This is a genomic window from Pandoraea sp. PE-S2T-3 (assembly GCF_002179965.1).
Lineage (GTDB): Bacteria > Pseudomonadota > Gammaproteobacteria > Burkholderiales > Burkholderiaceae > Pandoraea.
This window is the reverse complement of the sequence record NZ_NGUQ01000015.1, coordinates 502,056-522,778: the sequence shown is the minus strand read 5'-3', so window position 1 is coordinate 522,778 and position 20,723 is coordinate 502,056. Positions and strand designations below refer to the sequence as shown.

The window sequence follows — 20,723 nt, the reverse complement described above, 5'->3', positions numbered from 1 at the left end:
TGACATGGCAGTCGACTGCGCCGTGTCACCCCCAAGTTTCAAGACTCCCATGACTTCAGCATCTGCGAAGCCACGCTCGGGCTTTTGGCCTGCGCGCGCGGCGACGATGGCATTACTGTTTTGCAGCGGTTTTCTCTATGCAACGTGGGGCGTGCACGTGCCCACGGTCAAGGCGATGTTCGATCTGAACGATGCCAGCTTGTCGGTGGCGATGTTTGCCATCGCAGGCGGGGCCATCGTCACCATGTCGCGCATGGCCCGCTGGATCGGTCGCGCGGGCAGCCAGCGCGCCAGTCTCGTCTCGGGCATGGGGCTGGCCGTCACCAGCGCGTTCATTCTGTCGATGCCGAACTACTGGGGCCTCGTGGGCTGGCTCGCGTTGTATGGCGCAGCGAACGCGACCTATGACGTCGCGGTGAACGCGCAGGCGGCCACGCTGGAGGCACGCTACCGCAAGCCGATCATGGCATCGCTGCACGGGTGTTTCAGTCTGGGCGGAATGTCGGGCGCGCTCGTGGGTGGCGCATGGCTCGCGCATAAGGGTTCGCCGCAGTGGCATATCGGTCTGGCGGCGATGGGCTGCGCCGTCGTGATGGTGGTCGGTGCGCGCTTCATGCAGCCGGACATGTTGCCGGGCGAGGCGCCGGTGGCTTCGTCGGCGGCTGCATCGTCGGATGATTCCCCGCGCAAAGCCGTCCCGCCGCCCGCGCTCGATGACGTGTCGCGCCGCAAGCTGCATCGCCGCCTGACCGGCTTCGGCATTCTCGCGTTTCTCGGGTTGGTGGTGGAGGGCGCAATGTACGACTGGACGGCCGTCTACATGCGCGAAGTGGTGGCCGCACAGGGCGCATGGATCGGCGCGGGCTATGCCGCGTTCTCACTCGGCATGGCGGGCGGACGCTTCGGTGGCGACCCGGTGCGGGCGCGCATGGGCGGCGCTCGCCTGCTGCGCGTGAGCAGCTTGTTGTGTGTCGGCGGGGTGATGCTCGCGCTGGTCTGGCGCGAACCTGCGGCGGCCGTGGCCGGTTTTGCGCTGGCCGGACTGGGCCTGTCGAATGTGATGCCGGTGATGTTTGCGGCGTCGGGTGAGGTGGCACGCGGCGCGGGGATGGCGAGCGCCGAAGCGATTGCCGTGATGGCGCGTCTCGCTTATCTCGGCCTGCTCGTGGGGCCGGTGCTGATCGGGGCGATCGCACACGGCATCAGCTTGCCGGTGGCATTGGCCGCTGGCTTACTGTGCATCGTGCCGATTGCGTTGCTCGCACCGAAGATGCTGGCAGGCGCCGACGGGCGCACCGCACAGCACTGACGCTATTTGAAGATCCCGCCATGCCGGACGCTTTGCACTGCGGCATGGCGCTGCAATCACGCAGGCGCGCTGCGCCCGAGCCGTTCGATCAGCGCGCGGTGCACCGGCCATTGCGCGGCGAGCGTTGCCGGGTCGGCCATCTCGAAGTCCTCGAACGCGAACCCGGGCGCGACGGTACATCCCGCCAGCGAGTAGCTCGTCGACGGTGCAGGCTGCGCCGCGAACCAGTGCCCCGCGCGAACCACGTGCTGAAGGTGCTCGCCGTTCACAACATCGGCACCGAGGCATGTCGTCGTCAAGTTGCCCGCCGGGTCGATCTCGTGAATCCAGAGCGTGCCGCCAAGATGGAAATGCCAGATCTCGTCGCTGCGAATCCGATGGAACGCAGAGAAATCACCGGCCTCGAGCAGATAAAAAATCGCCGTGGAAATGCTGCGTGCGCCCGAGAAACCGGGCGGCAGCGCCTGCGCCGCAATGGTGTCTGAGGCGCGGTAGGTTTCGCGGTAGTGCCCGCCTTCCGGGTGCGGCTGTAGCCCCAGCGACGTGACGAGTTCAGCGGCAGACGGCATGGCGGACTCCTGAAAAACCCGGGGCAATTTAGCGCAACGTGACCGACACTTCACCGATCCCGTCGATGTTGCCGCGCAACACGCCGGTGCTGTTGGCGGGAATCATGCCGACATACGAGCCGCACGTAATCACGGCACCGGCGCGCATCGTGATGCCGCGCTTGCCGTTGTGATTGACGAGCCACGTGAGCAGCGCGCGCGGGTCGCCTGCGGGGTTGCGCGTGCGGGCTGGGGCGATGTTGTTGCCGTCGAGCGTGAACGTCACCTTCGGCGAGTCGTAGTTGAGCGACGCGTCGTAAGCACGCCCGCTGCCGATCACCAGTGCGCCGTTGTTCTGCAAATCGGCGAGCACGAAACGCGAATCGAGCCCGGTTGCCGCATAGCGGCTGTCGGTGATTTCGATAGTCACCAGCGTCCCGCCCACGTGCATGAAGATGTCGCGCTCGTCGTGACGGCCCGGCTTGATATCGCGCGAAAGCCGGAACGCAATTTCCAGTTCCAGACCCGGGCGGAAGAAATCGTTCAGCGCGAGCGCGCCACCCGTCTCACTGACGACGGACGCGGGAATCGGTGCGCAGTTCGGCAGATCGGTCGGTGCCTTGGCGCCCACTTTCCACGCGGTAATCGTCTCACCGAGCAGATCGAGCGTGCGCAACTGCACGGCGTAAGCGCCATTGGCGTCGATGGGGCGCAACTCGGCAGCGGGCGAATCGATGGGCGTGTCGCCACGGCGGGTATCCGCCAACAGACGGGCGAGGGACTCGACGGCAGCTTGCGTATCGTGGGTGTCGGGCATGAAGCAGGTCTCCGGTGTATGGGGCGGGCGGTGCCCGAATGTCGGGCGAACGCCGGTGTGTCTGACAGACGAATCGTATACATAATTCAACGCCAATGGCGCAGTGCAGCGAACGTGATGTCTACCGCGCGAAAACAACAGTCAACGTAGTCAAAGTGACATCGATCTGCGAGAATCGGTCTCGTGTAATTGTTCGTAATATTTCGTGGAGTCCGTCGCAACAAGTCCTTGGCGCGCTACGCCGCCGCCCACGAAAGTGCCGTGCCTGGTGTCGATAACATTCTTCCAAAAGCGAGCGACCTTGCCGAGCCTATGCACTCTGTCCCGTTGAATGTTTTTCCGGATCACGCGTCCCATGGCCCGCCTGTGACCGAGGCTGCCGTGCACTTGCCGATCAGCCGTCAGGCGCTGCATCTCGCGGTCGGGGACCGCTTGCGCAGGATGATCACCGAGGGGGTGCTGCCGCCGGGCGCGCATCTGAACGAGCGCGCATTGTGCGAGCAACTCGGCGTGTCGCGCACGCCGCTACGCGAGGCGCTCAAGGCGCTGGCCGTCGAGCGCCTCATCGAGCTGCTGCCCAATCGCGGCGCCCGCGTCGTGACGCTTTCGGCTGGCGATATTGCGGACGCGTTCGAGCTGCTTAGCGGTCTTGAGGCACTGGCGGGAGAGTTGGCCTGCGAGCGCATCACGCAGGCGGAAGTCGACGAGATTCAATCGCTGCACACCACCATGGGCGTGTGCCACGCGCACGGCGATCTGCCCGGTTACTTCGAATGCAATCGGCGCATTCACGAGCGTATCAATGCCGCCGCGCGCAATCCGTCACTCATGCAGATGTATCAGGCCGTGAACCGGCGCTTGCAGGCGCTGCGTTTCCGTTCGAACCTGCATGCGGGCAAGTGGGAGCGCGCCATCGCGGAACACGACGCCATGCTGCAAGCGCTGCATCGGCGTGATGGCGTCACGCTCGGGCGCCTGCTGCGCGCGCATTTGATGGCCAAGTGCGACGTCGTGCTGGCCCATGTTCGCGCTGCCGCTTGATCAGTCGCGCTTAAGCTGCGCGGCTCGTACTCATGCCGCGCGACTCATACTCACCAGTCCTTCATTGAGCATGGCCGCGACGTAGGCGTCGGTCTTGCTGCGCAGGTGCGTCTCCATGAGCGCGCGCAGCCGCTTGCTGTCGCGCCGGCGCATGAGCGAGAGCATTTCCGCGTGCTCGTCCACGGCTTGCCGCCAGCGCTCGGGCGTGGGCGTCAGACGCTCACGCACATGCCGTAGCCGCGCGTTCAGATTGTGGAAGTATTCCGCCAGTGGACTGTTATCGGCGATGCGCAAGATGCTCAGGTGAATCTGCTGATTGAGCGAGAAATACGCCTCATGATCCATGCGCGCAAAGGCTGCTTCCATCTCGACTTGCAGGCGGGCGAGTTCATCGAGATCGGCCTCCGTCGCCTTCTCGCAGGCCTGTTCGCCTGACAGCCCCTCCAACACCGCCATCACCGCGAGCAGATTCACCACCTCGTCGACGCTCACGCGCGCCACGCGGGCCCGGCGCGTCTCCGAGATTTCCACCAGTCCTTCGTTCGCCAGCCGTTTGAGCGCTTCGCGCAGCGGTGTGCGCGATACCGCGAGTTCGTCGCACAGCGCCCGCTCGGACAGCGGCGCGCCCGGGCGGAGTTCGCCGCTGACGATGCGCGCCTTGAGCGCTTCGTAAGCGGTGGCGTTGAGCGATGCTGACGTGTCCATGAGCCGGTGATTTCTAAAATGGAATGCCAATTCTGATTGGGGTGAAGTGTTCCGTCAATCGCTTAGGGTGGTAAATCACACGTTAACCCTGATTTATACGGTTATCACTTGCCAGTTCTACGCCAATACTTCTATCGTTAACAAAAATTGGTATACCAAAAAGGCTGCGGCACATGGGGTGCGAGCCAGCGTAAGAAGGAGGCAATGTGACATCGACCGTTCTGACCGAGCAACGCGGCGCAGTGGCGCTGGTGACGCTCAACCGTCCCGAGAAACTCAACGCGCTGACCAAGCCGATGTGGCAGGCGTTGGGCGACGCGATTCTTGCGCTGTCCGAGGCGCCCGGCGTGCGCTGCATCGTGCTGCGAGGTGCGGGCGAAAAGTCGTTTGCGCCCGGCAACGACATCGCCGAGTTCGAGACCGATCGTGCCAATGTGGAACAGGCCCGGGCATACGGCGCGTTGATGCACAGAACGCTCGATGCGCTGGCCAATTGCCCGGTGCCGCTCGTGGCCATGATTCACGGCATTTGCGTGGGCGGCGGCATGGAAATCGCCGCGTCGTGCGACGTGCGCATTTGTGGCGAGTCGAGCCGCTTTGGCGCGCCGATCAACAAGCTTGGGCTGGTCATGGCGCATGCGGAGTTGTCGGGCTTGGTGCGCCTGCTCGGGCCCACGCGTGCGCTCGAAATCTTGCTGGAAGGGCGAATTTTCGATGCACAGGAGGCGCAGCGCATCGGCCTCGTCACCCGCGTGGTCGCTGATGCGAAGGTGACGGAAGAAGCCCTCGCCAGTGCGGAGCGCATCGCTGCCGGTGCCCCGCTGGTGGCGCGCTGGCACAAGCGGTTTGTGCGTGAATTGGCGAGCGGCAAGCCGCTGACGCCGGCACAGATCGACGAGGGCTTTGCGTGTTTCGGCACGGCCGATTTTAAAGCGGGCTATCGCGCGTTTCTCGCGAAGACGGCCCCGGTGTTCGAGGGACGCTGAGATGACCGAGACCGTTCAACCCAAGGGTGGCCCGTTGCAGGGCGTGAAGGTGATCGAGTTGTCGCACATCATGTCGGGCCCCGTGTGCGGCATGATGCTGGCCGACATGGGCGCCGACGTCATCAAGGTCGAGAAGATGGAAGGCGACGACGCGCGCCGCTTCGCGCCCATCCTCGCGCATGGCGAATCGGCGTCGTTCATGATGCTCAACCGCCACAAGCGCGGCATTGCGCTCAATCTGAAGACCGAAGGCGGCAAGGCGGTGTTGCGCAAGATGCTGGCCACTGCCGACGTCGTCACCGAGAACTATCGCAAAGGCACGATGGAGAAACTGGGCCTCGGCTACGAGACGCTGCGCGAGGCGAACCCGGCGCTGATCTATTGCGCAATCTCCGGTTATGGCCGCACGGGGCCTTATGCCGACAAGGGCGGTTTCGATCTGATCGCGCAGGGCCTTTCGGGCCTGATGAGCGTGACGGGCGAACCGGGGCAGGCCCCAATCAAGGCGGGTTCGCCGATTGCCGACATCAATGCAGGCATTCTGGCGGCGCTCGGTATTTCGGCCGCGTATGCACACCGGTTGCGCACGGGGCAGGGGCAAGTTGTCGACACGTCGCTGCTTGAGGCGGGGTTTCAGCAGATGTACTGGGCGGCCGCCAACTTCTTCGCGAGTGGCGAGAATCCGCCGAAACTCGGCTCGGCCAATCCGACCAGCACGCCGTATCAGGCGTTTCGCACGAAAGACGGCTGGATCAATATCGGTGCGGCGAATCAGGCCAACTACGAGCGGCTGTTGCAAGTGCTAGATGCGCCCGAGATCGCGGGCGATCCGCGCTTCGCTACGAACGCTGGCCGCACGGCGAATCGTGCCGAACTCGTTGAGCGGATTACGGCATATCTGATGCGCGACACGACGCAGGCGTGGGTCGAACGGCTCGACGCCGTCGGGCTGCCCGTCGGGCCGGTGCTGCCGATCTCCGAGGCCGCTGTGCATCCGCAGATCGTCGCGCGCGAGATGGTCGTGGAGACCGTGCATCCGCTCGACGGGCCTACGCGCAGCATCGGGCTGCCGATCCGGTTCTCGGAAACGCCCAAGCAGACCGGCGGCCCCGCACCGAGGCTGGGCGAACACACGCTCGATGTGCTCGGGGAATATGGCTATGACGCCGCGCAAATCCGTGACCTGCTGGCGCAAGGCGCGATTCATGCGTTGGCGGCGGAGCGCGCCACCGCAGCGTGATATTTGAGGTCACGCAGAAAGTCCTGAAGTCATCAGAAACGCCGTGCACCGCCGAGGTGCCCGGCGTTTTTTTCATGAAGTGGAATAACGGCGCTAATTCGCGCCGCGTTGAAAATTGATCCGAACTTCCCTCGGATGGGCCGGTCGGTCATTAACGGATTGTGAATTGATCGTTAGCCGGACATTCATTGGCGCAACACGGGCCACCGACGAACCTCACCACACGGCACGGCCGTAAGGAGGGAAGGGATGACTGATCGCATGCAGTTGAGCAGGGCTGGCAACGGGTTTCATGAGCGGCGCAGGCGATGTAACGGCCGTTTTGCAGGAGGGTGGTCGCGCGAGAACGACGCGCGTACCATTGGGCTTCACGTATCGACGTTCGCGAGGTGAGCATGCCGGCACGCATCGAAGACTACGCCATGATTGGCGACTGCCGAAGCGCTGCGCTGGTCGCGCGCGACGGTTCGATCGACTGGCTCTGCTGGCCATATTTCGATTCTCCCGCCTGCTTTGCGGCGTTGCTCGGCGGTCCCGAGCACGGTCATTGGAAACTCGCCCCCGACGATCCCAAGGCCACCGTCACACGCCGCTATCACGACGACACCCTGATTCTGGAAACACGTTTTGAAACGTGCGAAGGCTGCGTGTCGATCATCGATTTCATGCCATTGCGCGATGGCGCGGCCGATCTGGTGCGGCTGGTCAAGGGGATCCACGGCACGATCACCATGTCGATGGAACTGATTCTGCGCTTCGACTACGGCGCATCGGTGCCGTGGGCTCGCCCGCTGGACAAGGACGACGCCACCGGACCGGGCATGCGCCTGATCGCCGGGCCTGACAAGGTGGTATTGCGCACGCCGGTCCCCATTCAGGATGTGCCGGGCAGTCTGCGGGCCACTTTTCAGGTGAAGGCGGGCGAGACCGTGCCATTCGTGTTGTCGCGGGTGGCCTCGCATCACGCCGATCCGCGCGAAATCGACCCGCTGGCGGCGCTCACCGATACCGAGCGCTACTGGCGCACGTGGGCGGGCCGCTGCCAACTGGATGGCCGCTGGACCGACGCGATCCGCCGTTCGCTCATCACGCTCAAGGCGCTGACGTTCGTGCCGACGGGCGGCGTGGTGGCCGCGCCCACGACGTCACTGCCCGAGCAACTGGGGGGCGAACGTAACTGGGACTACCGCTATTGCTGGCTCAGGGACGCCACGCTGACGTTGCAGGCGCTCATGCTCGGCGGCTATTACACGGAAGCCAACGACTGGAGTGATTGGCTGGTGCGCGCCGTCGCGGGCGCGCCGTCGCAGGTGCAGATCATGTACGGACTGTCCGGCGAGCGGCGGCTGCCGGAGTGGGAAGTCGACTGGCTGCCGGGCTACGAGGGCGCGAAACCCGTGCGCGTGGGCAACGGCGCGGTCGGCCAGCTTCAGCTCGACGTCTACGGCGAAGTTATGGACGCGCTGCATCAGGCGCGCCTTGGCGGTCTGACGCCGGACGACGCGACATGGGAGGTGCAGACCAAGCTGGTCGCGCATCTCGAGACGGTCTGGCGCAAGCCCGACGAAGGCATCTGGGAAGTGCGTGGCGGGCGCCAGCATTTCACTTACTCGAAGGTGATGGCGTGGGTCGCGTTCGACCGCGCGATCAAGTCGGCGCAGCGTTTCAATCTGCCGGGGCCGGTCGATCACTGGCGCAAGTTATGTCAGGAGATTCACACGGACGTCTGCACGCATGGCTTCGACAAGACACGCAACGCGTTCATGCAGGCGTATGGCTCCGACGAGATGGACGCCAGTGCCCTGATGATTCCGCTGGTGGGTTTTCTGCCGCCGGACGACCCGCGTGTCATCGGGACGGTCGAGGCGGTCGAGCGCGAGTTGATGCGAGACGGGTTGGTGCAGCGCTACCGCACCAGTCGCGTCGACGACGGCTTGCCGGCGGGCGAGGGTGCGTTTTTGGCGTGCAGCTTCTGGATGGTCGATTGTCTGGTGATGCTGGGCCGTCAGGGTGACGCGCGCAAGTTGTTCGAGCGACTGCTGTCGTTGCGCAATGACGTCGGGTTACTTGCTGAGGAGTACGACACGCACCACAAGCGTCAGGTCGGCAACTTCCCGCAGGCTTTTTCGCACATCGCGCTGGTGCATGCTGCGATTCGGCTCGAAGCACTCACCGAGGACGACCGGGCGGATAACGACGCCGAGGACGCCGCCGACGAGGCGCATTACGAGCATGTGGGGTATCGGGCGGTCCGCGCCTGATCCGAAACCTCTCTTAACCCTTGCCGGGCCCGTGTTCGCACGGGCCCGGGTCATGTATGGGGTATGCAGGCGGCATGCGGGCGGAGATTGGCGCGCACTGCCAAATCTCGCAGGGGAATAACGAATTGCTAAAGGTATTCGCAAAGGATGCCGTAATAACTTTCGAATCCTTACCATCTTTCCTTGCGGAGCGCCCCCCTCTCCATGACTATCATCGCGGTCAAGAACAGCTCGACTTCCAGCCTGCTCGACGTCTGGCAAGCCCACATCCAGTCGCAACAGGCCGAAAAGGCGCAGGCGGCGGGCGGCGGAAACGTCGCCGGACAGAAGGCCGGGACGGCCGCTACGGCGAATGCATCGGGTACGTCTGACAAGGCGGCAAAGCCCGCCGACGGCAGCACGGCGACGACAGCGGCGTCCACCACCACGCCCGATGCCAACAATAACGGTACGAGTTCGCGCAAGATCGACACCGATATGGTGAAGTCCGTGCGCGATGCGAGCGATGCCGCGAAGGCGATCGGCGGGGCGGCAGCTGGCGGGGCAGGCGCGGCGGGCGGTGCGGGCAATGCGGGCCCTGCCGCCAACGGCATCGTCGAGCAGACCATTCAGAAGCTCAAGGACATGCTGGCCAAGGTCATGGCGCAGCTCGAAGCCGTGCGCAACAACGACTCGATCCCGCCGGAAGAAAAGATGGCGGAAGTGCAGACGCTGTCCGCACAGGCGATGACGATTCGCGCACAGATCCAGACGCTGATGGACCCGAGCAAGACCACCGGCACGCGCGTCAACACCACGGCCTGACAGACGTTCCCTGTCCTTTCCCCTGTCCCCGGGAGATTTGGCGCGATAGAATTCGGCTTTCGCTTAATTCTTGAGACGGCACGGCCTTCTTGCGTGCCGTCCCAGCCTTCTCCCCTCGCCGCATGAAGCAAGACAAGTCACTCACCGCCCTGTTGTGGATCGTTGCGGCGGGCTTTTTCATGCAGGCGCTCGACGGCACCATCGTCAATACGGCGTTGCCGGCCATGGCCGCCAGCCTCGGCGAGAACCCGCTGCGCATGCAGCCCGTGGTGGTCGCCTATTCCCTCACGATGGCCATGCTCACGCCCGCGTCGGGCTGGCTTGCCGACCGCTTCGGCACGCGCCGCGTGTACTTCGTCGCCATTCTTCTCTTCGTATTGGGCTCGATCTGCTGCGCCATGGCGCACACGCTGCCACAGTTGGTCGTGGCGCGCGTGCTGCAAGGCGCGGGCGGCTCGATGCTGCTGCCGATCGGCCGGCTGGCCGTGCTGCGGACCTTTCCCGCCGAGCAATATCTCGCCGCGCTGGCGTTTGTATCGATTGCCGGGCAGGTCGGTCCGATGATGGGCCCGGTGCTGGGCGGCTGGCTGGTCGAGGTGTCGTCGTGGCACTGGATCTTCCTGATCAACGTGCCCATCGGCGTCGTCGGCAGTCTGGCCGTACGGCGCTATCTGCCGCGACCCGCCAAGGAAGATGTGATCGAGACCGGCTTCGACTGGATTGGCTTTGCCATGCTGTCGGTGGCCATGGTGTCGTTCACGCTGGCGCTCGATCATCCGTTCCCGCAAGCGGGATGGGCACCGTCGGTGGCCTTGGCGCTGCTGTGTGTGGCGACGACCGTCGGCTACTGGCCCTACGCGCGCCGAAGCGCTGCGCCGCTGTTTCCGCTGGAGCTCTTCGAGACACGCAGCTTCAGTCTGGGACTGCTCGGCAATCTCGTCGCACGGATCGGCAGCAGCGCGGTGCCGTTCTTGATGCCGCTGTTGTTGCAGGTCGGCATGGGCTACAGCCCGCTCATCTCGGGCCTGACGATGTTGCCCATGGCGCTCGCCGGGATCGTCGTCAAACGGATGGTCACGCCGCTGGTCAAGCGCTACGGCTACACGCGCTTCCTGATGGTCAACACGGCAGTGGTGGGCGGCTCGATTGCCAGCTTCGCGCTGTTCGGGCCGGGCTGGCCGATGTGGCTGGGCATTGTGCAACTGGCTGTGTTCGGCGGCGCGGGCTCGATGCAGTTTGCAGCCATGAACAGTGTGACGCTCAAGGATCTCGGCGCGCGTCGCGCCAGCGCGGGCAACGGCCTGTTCTCCATGGCGCAGATGCTCGCACTAGGGCTGGGGGTGACCATCGGCGGTCAACTGCTGGCGCTCTTCGGCCATCTGGCGGGCGAGGCGGGCGAACTCGGCATGGGCGGCACCGTAGCTGGCTTCAGGATGACGTTCGTGTGCGTCGGCCTGATTACGCTGGCCTCGGCGTTGGTGTTCCGCCGGGTGGAAGAGCAGCGTCCGGCAGTCGCCGGTGTGGCAGGGCAGTAACCGATAGCGCAGTACTCGGGCAGTCACTACAGCGATGACTGCCCGTGCGTCACGCCGGGCTTACTTCTTCACGAGCGAGCACTTCGATTCGGCCAGTGGCGCGAATGCCTTGTCGGCCGGAATCGTTTCGAGAATCTTGTAAAGATCCCAGTCCCCCTTCGACTCTGCGGGCGTCTTGACCTGCACGAGCAGCATGTCGTGCACGAGCTTGCCGTCTGCACGGATATGCCCGTTGCGAATCACCGGATCGTCTATCTTCATCGTCTTGAGCTTGGCCATCACGGCGTCTGCTTCGTCGGTGCCGGCCGCCTGAACCGCTTTCAGATAGTTGAGCACCGCCGAATAGACGGCTGCCTGCATCATCGTCGGCATCTTCTTGTGCTGCGCGTAGAAGCGCTGCGCGAAGCCGCGCGAACGGTCGTCCTGATCCCAGTAATAGCCGTTGGTCAGAATCATGCCTTGGGCATTCTTCAGGCCCATGCCGTGCACTTCGGTAATGAGCGAGAGCAGTGGCGTGAAGACCTGTTTGCTGCCCTGAATCATGTTGAACTGCGACGCCTGCTTGACCGTGTTGAGCGTGTCGGTGCCCGAGTTGGCCAGTGCGATGACCTGAGCGCCCGAGGTTTGTGCGCGCAGCAGGTACGATGACATATCGGGGGAGTTGACCGGGTGCTTGACCGAGCCGACGACCTTGCCTCCCTGACGCGTGAGGATTTCGCTGGCGTCTTTTTCCAGTGCCTGACCGAACGCGTAGTCGGCGGTGATGAAGTACCACGACTTCAGGCCGCGGCGCAGCAGTGCCTGCGATGTGGAGTTGGCCAGCGCGTAGGTGTCGTACATCCATTGCACGCTATGCGCCGTGCACTGCTCGTTGCTGATGGCCGACGAACCGGCGCCCGTGACGAGGGCGATCTTTTTCTTCTCGTCGGCGATGCGGTCGACGGCGAGGGCGACGTTCGAGAAGGTGAGGTCGGTGATCATGTCGACCTTGTCGCGGTCGTACCACTCGCGCGCGATGGTCGCACCCGTGTCGGTCTTGCCTTGCGAGTCGGCCGAGACGAGTTCGATGGGCGCGCCGAGTACCTTGTGGTCCTTGGCAAAGTCGTCGATAGCCATGGTGGCGGCGAGCACGCTGCCTTTGCCTGCGTTGTCGCTCGACACGCCCGACAGGTCGGTGAGCACGCCGATCTTGACGACGCCGTCGGAAATGGCTGCTGCGTGAGCGGCCGGGGCGAAGCCGGCGGTGAATGCGCCGAGGGCGAGCGCAGAGGCGGCACACGCAATCGCGCGCCGGATAGGGGTGGGCATGGCTTGTCTCCGATATTCGAGTTATGTCGACCCGCTGCACCGTCGTGATGCCGGCAAGGTCTGGAATATCTTAAACATCTCGTAATCGATTGCGCAATCCGTAAATTTTCTAGGCATTGCAAGGCGGGTGCGATGCCCGGCCGAGCCCTATTGCGCCCTATAATGCCGTCGATTCGTCGGGCACTCTGGTCACCATGGACACACAAAACAGCAAGGCAATGTATCGAGACATCTCCGCCTACAAGGCGGGGAACACGGGCACCGACTACGTTCATCATTTCGATTCGGGGCTGCCCGGGCCGCATTTGCTGATCAGTTCGCTCGTGCATGGCAACGAGTTTTGCGGCATGCATGCCGTGACGCATTTGCTGGACCGGGGCGTGCGCCCGGCGCGAGGCAAGTTGACGTTGCTTTTCGCCAACGTCGAAGCCTACGAAAGCTTTGACGAATCGAAACCCTTCGCGAGCCGTCAACTGGTGCACAACCTGAACCGGATCTGGTCCGACGAGTATTTGCAGGGGGAATCGGACAGCCCGGAAATCCGGCGCATGCGAGAACTGGCCCCGTTCGTGGACGCGGCAGATCACGTGCTGGATATTCACTCGACGTCGCTCGATGTCCCGCCGTTCTGGGTGTACCCGGATGCGCAACGCAACAGCACGCTGGCCGAAGCCATCGACGTGTGCGGCTTGCATCTGATCATGCCGAAGGGGCTTGGGTCGGGCACGCCGTTGATCCAGTTCGGGCGATTTGGCGAAGCTGCCTCAACGGCGGGCGCTGCCGTCGTGATCGAGTGCGGGCAACACTTCAAGCCTTCCAGTGCCGCAGTGGCCATTGCCGCCGCGACCAAATTCCTCACGCACTTCGGGCTCATTGAAGCGAGTGAGGCAGGCGACGCTGAGCCGCAGCCGAGTGCGCGACGCCGTTTCGAACTGGTGGAGACGCACGTGGTGCAGACGCCGGAGTTTCGCTTCGCGCGCCCGGTCATCGGGTTCGAAGTGTTCGGCAAAGATGAACTGGTGGCGACGGACGGCGACAAGCAAATTGTCGCGCCTTTCGATGGCTGTACGGTCATCATGCCGACGCGTGAGCCCATCGTGGGCCGTGAAGCGATGTATCTGGCGCGCGAGCGCGTCTGAGCGACGCGTGAAGCGTTGATGCTGTTGCCGGGCAGCGGATGTTGCCGATGCCCGGCAATTCAGTTCGAACGTGCTTCGGCGGTGTTACCCGTCGCAGCGAGGCGTCGTTCCTTGCGCACTGGTCGCGATGGCGCGGCCGATGCTGTCCGTCAGTTGGCCGACCAGCTTGCGCTGCGCGGCGACCACTTCAGGAATGCCGCCCGATGCGGGCTCCGTGCCGTTGAAACGGCACGTCAGCACCACGTCGCCCGGCACACGGCGCACCGTCCAGACGGCGGTGAGCGCAGCCTGTTCGCCGGGCGCCGACTCGAAACGTTGCACCGACGTAGACAGGCGATACACCGTCACGCCGTCAGCGCGCGGCAACCCATACACATCCATCGCGCCAAGACGTTGCGTCAAGCCGCGCGAGATCGTCGACGTCAGCTCGTTCTTGAGCGGTGCCGCCCAGCGCGAAGCTTCCAGAATATCGACTTGTCCGCCGCCCTTGGTCACCACGATCTGCGGGCGGTCGACCTGCTCGGGTACGGCCACCGGCGACACTTCGATGGCATACGGCGTCGCGGGCGCGTTGGTCCCTACATTGCCCGTACTGGCCGTGTTGGCCGTATTTGAAGCGCCACCTGCGCCCGCGAGCGTGTAGAAACTCGGCGTTGGCGACGCACAACCCGCCATCGCCAGCACCAGCCCAACCGTCGTTGCGGTGGCAGCCGACGCAACGGCGCGGCGACCCAACATGCTTCGGGAGCTACGGAACATATCGGTCGGCCTCATCATGGTTGCGGATCCTTCGGTTTGCCGCGCAGCAGCGCTTCTGGGTGCTGTTGCAGATAGTCGGCGAGCGTGTTGAGCGAGCGCAGCGTCTTGGTCAGTTCCTGCATGGCCTGACGCACATCCTGCTGCACCGGGGCGTCTTCGGACAGCGTGCGCTCGGCGGCACCGAAACTCTTCTTCGCTTCGCCCAGCGTTGCCTTGGCTTCCGGCGCGATCTCGGTATCGAGTTGCTTGAACAGCCCCTGCACGCTGTCGAGCGTCTTGTCGAGCTTGGCCAGCGACGAGTTGAGATTCTGTCCGATGGTGTCGAACGGAATCTTGTCGAGCTTGCCGGCGATGTCGGCAATCTGAAGCTGCAACTGGTCGAGCGTGTTGGGCACGGTCGGCAGCACGAGTATGCCGTCGACATCCTCGGCCTTGGCTGGCGCGACATTCGGGAAGAAGTCGAGCGCCACGTACAACTGGCCGGTGAGCAGGTTGCCCGTGCGCAACTGGCCGCGCAGGCCGCGCGCCACCAGCGCGTTGAGAATCTGATGGCTCGCCAGCTCGTTCTGCGGCAGGTTGTTCTTCGCGTCGCGACGGCGCAAGCGATCCGGATACAGCTCGACCGTCACCGGCATGGCGATGCGCTTGGTGGCCTGATCGAATTCCACGCCGATGGAAGTGACTTCGCCGAGCGTGATGCCCCGGAAGTCAATCGGCGCGCCCACCGCCAGACCTCGCAGCGATTGCTGGAAGCGGAACACCACGCGCACCGGATGCGTGTCGGGCGCCTTCATGGCGGTCGATTCGTCCGGCGCGAGGCGGAATTCCTGCCCCGGTTTGGCCATGACGCCAGCGCCGGCATCCGACGGTGCCTGGAAGGCGATGCCGCCGATGACGACCGACGCGAGCGACTGCGTATTCACTTGGAAGCCGCTCGAATCGAGTCGCAGATCGATGCCGCTCGCATGCCAGAAGCGCGTGTTGGTGCCCACATATTGATCGTAAGGCGCCTGCACGAAGACGCGCAGCGTGACGCCCTTGCCATCGGCATCGAGCGAATAGGCTTCGACCTGCCCGACCTGAATGCGGCGATAGTAAATTGGTGAGCCGATGTCGAGCGAGCCGATATCGGCGGCGTGCAGAATGAACGGCTTGCCGGGCTGACCGCTCGACACGACCGGCGGCACTTCGAGACCGACGAAGTGATCCGCCGTGTCTTTCGTCTTGCCGGCATCGGCACCGATGTAAGCGCCCGAGAGCAGCGTGGAAAGGCCCGAGACGCTGCCACCGGCCACGCGCGGACGCACCACCCACCAGCGCGAATCCTTGACGGCGAAGCGCTTGGCGTTCTTCGTGAGATCGACCGTCACGCGCACATACGAGAGGTCATCGGAGAGCTCGATGTTCTTCACCGTGCCGATGTCGACTTCCTTGAACTTGACCTTGGTCTTGCCGGCTTCGAGGCCTTCGGCCGTCTTGAAGTCGATGGTGACCGTCGGGCCGCGCTCGACGATGACTTTGGCCACCAGCGAGAGCCCGATCACGGCGGCGACGAGCGGAATCAGCCAGACGAGCGACGGGGCCCAGCGCTTGCGCCGCTCGATGGCGGGCGTGGGCAAATCGTCGGCACCGGCCGGCGGTTGCTTCGCGTCGCTGTTGTTTTTCTCGTCTTTCGGGTCAGTCATGGTCGTCCTGTTCGGTGTCGTCGTCGCGGATCTGGTCCCAGATCAGGCGCGGGTCGAACTGCATGGAGGCCAGCATGGTCAGCACCACCACCGAGCCGAAGGCCACGATGCCGGGGCCGGCTTGAATCACGGCCAGTGACTGGATATTCACGAGCGCGACCATCAGTGCCACGACGAAAACATCGAGCATCGACCAGCGGCCGATGAATTCGACCATGTGATAGAGCTTCGTGCGTTGATGCGGTTTCCAGCGGGCACCGCGCTGCGCCGTGAAGCACAGCAGCGACAGCGCAATGAGCTTGAGCATGGGCACCAGAATACTGGCCGTGAAGACCACGATGGCCAGATCGTATTCGCCGCTGGTCCAGAAATAGATCACGCCGCTCATGATGGTGTCGCTGGAGTTACCCAGCAGCGAGCGCGTCTGCATCATGGGCAGGAGGTTGGCGGGAATGTACAGGATGGCTGCCGCGATCAGCAAGGCCCAGGTGCGCGCCAGACTGTCGACCTTGCGCTGGTGCAGCACCGCGCCGCAGCGTGGGCAGCGCTCCTTTTCCACCGTTTTGACTTCGCGTGCGAGCCGGCCGCAGACGTGGCAGGCCACCAACCCGGCCGCTTTCGCCGTGAGATACTTCATCGGGGCACCGTCCCGCGTTCGTTGCGGGCACGGTCAATGGCCTTGGCGCGGGCATCTTGGGCGACAGGGTCCGGCGTGCGGTCGATCAACTGCCATAGATTGCGCAGGTCGTACGAGAGCACCATCGCGAGAAATACGGTGAGCGCACAAAAGGCCCAGAGCGCAATGCCCGGCAACACGCTGGCCATGGCCGAGAGCTTCACCAGCGACACCAGCACGCCGAGCATGAAGACTTCGATCATGCCCCACGGACGGCAGAACTCGATCGCGCGCATCACGGCAAACACGGCGCGCGGCCGGCGGCCGACCGAGAGCGGTGCGATCAGGTGGACGAGGGCGAGCAGTTGCGACAGGGGAAACAATACCGTCGTCGCGAACACGAGCAGGGCCACCAGCCACATGCCCTCGCGGTAGAGCGCCCAGGCGGCGCCGATGAGTGTGGTTTCGGTATAGATGCCTTGCACCTCGATCTCGACGATCGGGAACGCATTGGCAATGGCGAAGACGATCAGACACGTCACCGTGAGCGCGAGCACGCGCGACAGGCGAAGGTCGGGAGAGCGATAGAGCACCGAGTGACAGCGTACGCAGCGGGCAGTCTCGTGCGGCGGGAGATCCATGCGACGGTGCAGAGTGTCGCAATTGGGACACGCGATCAGGTCCGTCACATCATCTACAGGGGGCAATGTATCCATTACCTTCGGGGGACGGTGACCAAAGTGACGCTCAGAATACCAAATTGTTGGGGAAGTTCCCACGTTGTGCACTGCAACGACATTTTCGGCATGGTTTGTGCTAAGTCACGGAAAACGCAGAACACTTTGCTCTATACTCAACAGACTCCCGCAAAGTTTCCAAAGATTTGAGGAGAATTCCCCCATGCTTAATATGTCCAGGCGCCAGTTCCTCAAAGTGAGTGGCGCAACGCTGGCAGGGTCCAGCCTGGCAATGCTCGGGTTCGCACCCGACGCTGCGCTGGCCGAAGTTCGCCAGTTCAAGCTCGCGCGTGCGACCGAGACCCGCAACACCTGTCCGTACTGTTCCGTCGCTTGCGGCATTCTCATGTACAGCTACGGCGACGGTGCAAAGAACGCGAAGAAGAGCGTTTTCCACATCGAAGGCGATCCCGATCACCCGGTCAATCGCGGCACACTGTGCCCGAAGGGTGCCAGCCTGATCGACTTCATCCATAGTCCGAGCCGCCTCAAGTACCCCGAGTACCGCAAGCCCGGTTCCGACAAGTGGGAACGCATCTCCTGGGACGACGCGCTCGATCGCATCGCCAAGCTGATGAAGGCCGACCGCGATGCCAATTTCGTCGAGAAAACCGACGACGGCATGACGGTCAACCGCTGGACCACGACCGGCATGCTGGCCGCGTCGGCGTCGAGCAACGAAGTCGGTTATCTCACTCACAAAGTCATCCGCAGTACCGGGATGCTGGGATTCGATAATCAGGCACGTGTCTGACATGGCCCGACGGTGGCAGGTCTTGCCCCGACGTTTGGCCGTGGAGCGATGACGAACCATTGGGTCGACATCAAGAACGCGGATCTGGTGCTCATCATGGGCGGCAACGCAGCCGAGGCACACCCGTGCGGTTTCAAATGGGTGACCGAGGCGAAGGCGCACAACAAAGCGCGCCTGATCGTCGTTGACCCGCGCTTCAACCGTTCGGCATCGGTCGCGGATTATTACGCCCCGATTCGTACCGGCACGGACATCGTCTTCCTCGGCGGGTTGATCAACTACCTGCTCACGAACGACAAGATTCAACACGAATACGTCAAGAACTACACCGACTTCACCTTCCTGGTGAAAGACGAGTTCCAGTTCGAAGACGGGCTCTTCTCCGGCTACAACGCCGAGAAGCGCACCTACGACCGCAGCTCCTGGGATTACCAGAAGGGCGCGGACGGCTTCGTGCTCACCGACCCCACGCTGCAACACCCGCGCACGGTCTTCCAACTGATGAAGCAGCACTACTCGCGCTATACGATCGACATGGTCGAGCGGGTGTGCGGTACGCCGGCCGACAAGGTCGAGTACATCTTCAAGCAGATTGCCGAGTGCTCGACGCCTACGCGCACGATGACCATCCTGTATGCACTGGGATGGACGCAGCACTCGATCGGCTCGCAGATCATTCGTACCGGTGCCATGGTGCAGTTGCTGCTGGGCAATATCGGTGCGGTGGGCGGCGGCATGAACGCGCTGCGCGGTCACTCCAACATTCAGGGGCTGACCGATCTGGGGCTGATGACCGACTTGCTGCCGGGCTACATGTCGTTGCCCAAGCAGGCCGAGCAGTCTATCGATCAGTACCTGACGGCCCGCACGCAAAAGCCGCTGCGTCCGAACCAGCTCAGCTACTGGCAGAACTACCCGAAGTTCCACGTCAGCCTGATGAAGGCGTGGTGGGGCGATGCTGCCACGGCCGAGAACAACTGGGCGTACGACTATCTGCCCAAGCTCGACAAGCCGTACGATCTGTTGCAAGTGCTGGAGTTGATGAACAAGGGCAAGATCACCGGCTACATCGCACAGGGCTTCAACCCGATCGCGGCGGCCCCGGCGAAGGTCAAGTGGGATTCCGCACTGGCCCAGCTCAAGTTCCTGGTCATCATGGACCCGCTCGCGACCGAGACGTCCGAGTTCTGGAAGAACTTCGGCGAACACAACAACGTCGATTCGAGCAAGATCCAGACCGAGGTGTTCCGTCTGCCGACCACCTGTTTCGCGGAAGAAGACGGTGCGCTCGTCAACTCCGGGCGCTGGTTGCAGTGGCACTGGAAGGGCGCCGAGCCGCCGGGTGAGGCACGTAGCGACATCGAGATCATGTCGGGCCTGTTCCTGCGCCTGCGCGAGATGTACAAGACGCAGGGCGGCAAGTACCCCGACCCGATCGTCAATCTCTCGTGGCCATATGCACAGGCAGAGAGCCCGTCGCCGGAAGAAATCGCCAAGGAATACAACGGCAAGGCGCTCAAGGACATCGTCGATCCGAAAGACCCGACCAAGGTCACGCGCAAGGCCGGCGAGCAGTTGGCCGGTTTTGCCGAGTTGAAGGACGACGGCAGCACGTCATCGGGCTGCTGGATCTTCGCGGGTTCGTGGACGCAGGCCGGTAACCAGATGGCACGCCGTGACAACAGCGACCCGACCGGTATCGGCCAGACGCTGAACTGGGCGTGGGCATGGCCTGCCAACCGGCGCATTCTGTACAACCGCGCCTCGGCCGACGTGGCCGGCAAACCGTTCAACCCGAAGCACAAGCTGATTTCGTGGAACGGCAAGTCGTGGGTGGGCGCCGACGTGCCCGACTTCAAGGTGGATGAAGATCCGGCCGGCGGTATGGGGCCGTTCATCATGAACCCCGAAGGCGTGGCGCGCTTCTTCGCGAAGGCGGGCATGGCCGAAGGGCCGTTCCCCGAGCACTACGAGCCGTTCGAGACGCCGCTGGGCTACAACCCGTTGCATCCGAAGAACCCCAAGGTCACCAGCAATCCGGGCGCTCGCGTGTTCCCGGACGATCTGGCGACGATGGGGACTGCGGATAAATTCCCGTATGTGGCGACGACGTATCGTCTGACCGAGCACTTCCACTACTGGACCAAGCACGCGTTGCTCAACTCGATCATCCAGCCCGAGCAATTCGTCGAAATTGGCGAAGCGCTGGCCAAGGAGGTCGGGGTGGTGGCGGGCGATACGGTCAAGGTGTCATCGAACCGAGGCTTTATCAAGGCCAAGGCGGTAGTGACCAAGCGGTTGCGGGCGCTCCAGATCGACGGCAAGACCGTCCATCACGTGGGCATTCCGATTCACTGGGGCTTCAAGGGGGTCGCCAAACCGGGCTTCCTTGCGAACACGCTCACTCCGATCGTCGGCGACGGTAACTCGCAGACACCGGAAGTGAAGTCGTTCCTGGTGAAGGTCGAGAAGGCATAGG

The 20,723-nt window shown here is 63.5% G+C and carries 17 protein-coding genes; 9 read left to right on the top strand and 8 right to left on the bottom strand.

What is annotated here, in order from left to right; genetic code table 11:
- The first annotated feature begins 49 nt into the window (after positions 1 to 49).
- Positions 50 to 1,309, top strand: coding sequence for an MFS transporter (locus tag CDV46_RS14530; protein WP_087723215.1), 1,260 nt, complete (start codon positions 50 to 52; stop codon positions 1,307 to 1,309).
- Positions 1,310 to 1,365: 56 nt separating this feature from the next.
- On the opposite strand, the gene CDV46_RS14525 is transcribed toward CDV46_RS14530, so the two are convergent.
- Complete coding sequence (locus CDV46_RS14525; protein WP_087723213.1) at positions 1,366 to 1,878, bottom strand: cupin domain-containing protein; 513 nt, start codon at positions 1,876 to 1,878, stop codon at positions 1,366 to 1,368.
- A gap of 28 nt (positions 1,879 to 1,906) precedes the next feature.
- Positions 1,907 to 2,674, bottom strand: coding sequence for a 2-keto-4-pentenoate hydratase (locus tag CDV46_RS14520; protein ID WP_087723211.1), 768 nt, complete (start codon positions 2,672 to 2,674; stop codon positions 1,907 to 1,909).
- A 366-nt stretch (positions 2,675 to 3,040) separates the two neighbouring features.
- Here CDV46_RS14520 and CDV46_RS14515 point away from each other — a divergent pair, with 366 nt between their 5' ends.
- A complete protein-coding gene (locus CDV46_RS14515; RefSeq protein WP_369597108.1) occupies positions 3,041 to 3,715 on the top strand; it encodes a GntR family transcriptional regulator in 675 nt (224 codons plus the stop codon).
- Positions 3,716 to 3,745: 30 nt separating this feature from the next.
- Here CDV46_RS14515 and CDV46_RS14510 read toward each other — a convergent pair whose 3' ends face one another.
- On the bottom strand, positions 3,746 to 4,420 hold the full coding sequence (locus CDV46_RS14510) for a GntR family transcriptional regulator (protein WP_087723209.1): 675 nt from the start codon (positions 4,418 to 4,420) through the stop codon (positions 3,746 to 3,748).
- Positions 4,421 to 4,626: 206 nt separating this feature from the next.
- Between CDV46_RS14510 and CDV46_RS14505 the strand changes: the two genes are divergently transcribed.
- The 5 genes from CDV46_RS14505 (at position 4,627) to mdtD (ending at position 11,246) form a co-directional block, all read left to right on the top strand.
- A complete protein-coding gene (locus CDV46_RS14505) occupies positions 4,627 to 5,406 on the top strand; it encodes an enoyl-CoA hydratase-related protein (protein ID WP_087723207.1) in 780 nt (259 codons plus the stop codon).
- 1 nt (position 5,407) lies between these two features.
- Positions 5,408 to 6,646: a CaiB/BaiF CoA transferase family protein gene (locus tag CDV46_RS14500; protein WP_087723205.1), complete on the top strand. Its 1,239-nt coding sequence runs from the start codon at positions 5,408 to 5,410 to the stop codon at positions 6,644 to 6,646.
- Positions 6,647 to 7,041: 395 nt separating this feature from the next.
- A complete protein-coding gene (locus CDV46_RS14495) occupies positions 7,042 to 8,907 on the top strand; it encodes a glycoside hydrolase family 15 protein (RefSeq protein WP_087723203.1) in 1,866 nt (621 codons plus the stop codon).
- A gap of 204 nt (positions 8,908 to 9,111) precedes the next feature.
- Positions 9,112 to 9,711, top strand: a complete 600-nt coding sequence (locus tag CDV46_RS14490; protein WP_087723201.1) for a FlxA-like family protein — start codon at positions 9,112 to 9,114, stop codon at positions 9,709 to 9,711.
- A gap of 122 nt (positions 9,712 to 9,833) precedes the next feature.
- A complete protein-coding gene (gene mdtD, locus CDV46_RS14485; protein WP_087688407.1) occupies positions 9,834 to 11,246 on the top strand; it encodes a multidrug transporter subunit MdtD in 1,413 nt (470 codons plus the stop codon).
- A 60-nt stretch (positions 11,247 to 11,306) separates the two neighbouring features.
- On the opposite strand, the gene CDV46_RS14480 is transcribed toward mdtD, so the two are convergent.
- On the bottom strand, positions 11,307 to 12,554 hold the full coding sequence (locus CDV46_RS14480) for an ABC transporter substrate-binding protein (RefSeq protein WP_087723199.1): 1,248 nt from the start codon (positions 12,552 to 12,554) through the stop codon (positions 11,307 to 11,309).
- 194 nt (positions 12,555 to 12,748) lie between these two features.
- On the opposite strand from CDV46_RS14480, the gene CDV46_RS14475 reads away from it, so the two are divergent.
- Positions 12,749 to 13,693 carry a succinylglutamate desuccinylase/aspartoacylase domain-containing protein gene (locus CDV46_RS14475; protein ID WP_087688405.1) on the top strand — a complete coding sequence of 315 codons (945 nt, stop codon included), beginning with the start codon at positions 12,749 to 12,751 and terminating at the stop codon, positions 13,691 to 13,693.
- A gap of 84 nt (positions 13,694 to 13,777) precedes the next feature.
- Here the strand turns inward: CDV46_RS14475 and CDV46_RS14470 are convergent, their stop codons facing one another.
- Genes CDV46_RS14470 through CDV46_RS14455 form a run of 4 tightly spaced genes read right to left on the bottom strand, consistent with a single transcriptional unit; the run spans position 13,778 to position 17,394 of the window.
- The gene (locus CDV46_RS14470) at positions 13,778 to 14,431 is read right to left on the bottom strand and encodes a PqiC family protein (protein ID WP_176399086.1); all 654 of its coding nucleotides are present in this window, start codon (positions 14,429 to 14,431) and stop codon (positions 13,778 to 13,780) included.
- 35 nt (positions 14,432 to 14,466) lie between these two features.
- Positions 14,467 to 16,137, bottom strand: a complete 1,671-nt coding sequence (locus CDV46_RS14465; protein ID WP_087688403.1) for a PqiB family protein — start codon at positions 16,135 to 16,137, stop codon at positions 14,467 to 14,469.
- Positions 16,130 to 16,774, bottom strand: coding sequence for a paraquat-inducible protein A (locus CDV46_RS14460; protein ID WP_058379608.1), 645 nt, complete (start codon positions 16,772 to 16,774; stop codon positions 16,130 to 16,132). Before CDV46_RS14460 ends, CDV46_RS14465 begins: the two co-directional genes overlap by 8 nt.
- Entirely contained in the window at positions 16,771 to 17,394 is a 624-nt protein-coding gene (locus tag CDV46_RS14455) for a paraquat-inducible protein A (RefSeq protein WP_254916058.1), read from the bottom strand. The genes CDV46_RS14460 and CDV46_RS14455 overlap by 4 nt, the downstream gene beginning before the upstream one ends.
- Positions 17,395 to 17,653: 259 nt before the next feature.
- Between CDV46_RS14455 and fdnG the strand changes: the two genes are divergently transcribed.
- Positions 17,654 to 20,722, top strand: coding sequence for a formate dehydrogenase-N subunit alpha (gene fdnG / locus CDV46_RS14445; RefSeq protein ID WP_140413365.1), 3,069 nt, complete (start codon positions 17,654 to 17,656; stop codon positions 20,720 to 20,722).
- The last annotated feature ends 1 nt before the right edge of the window (position 20,723 follow it).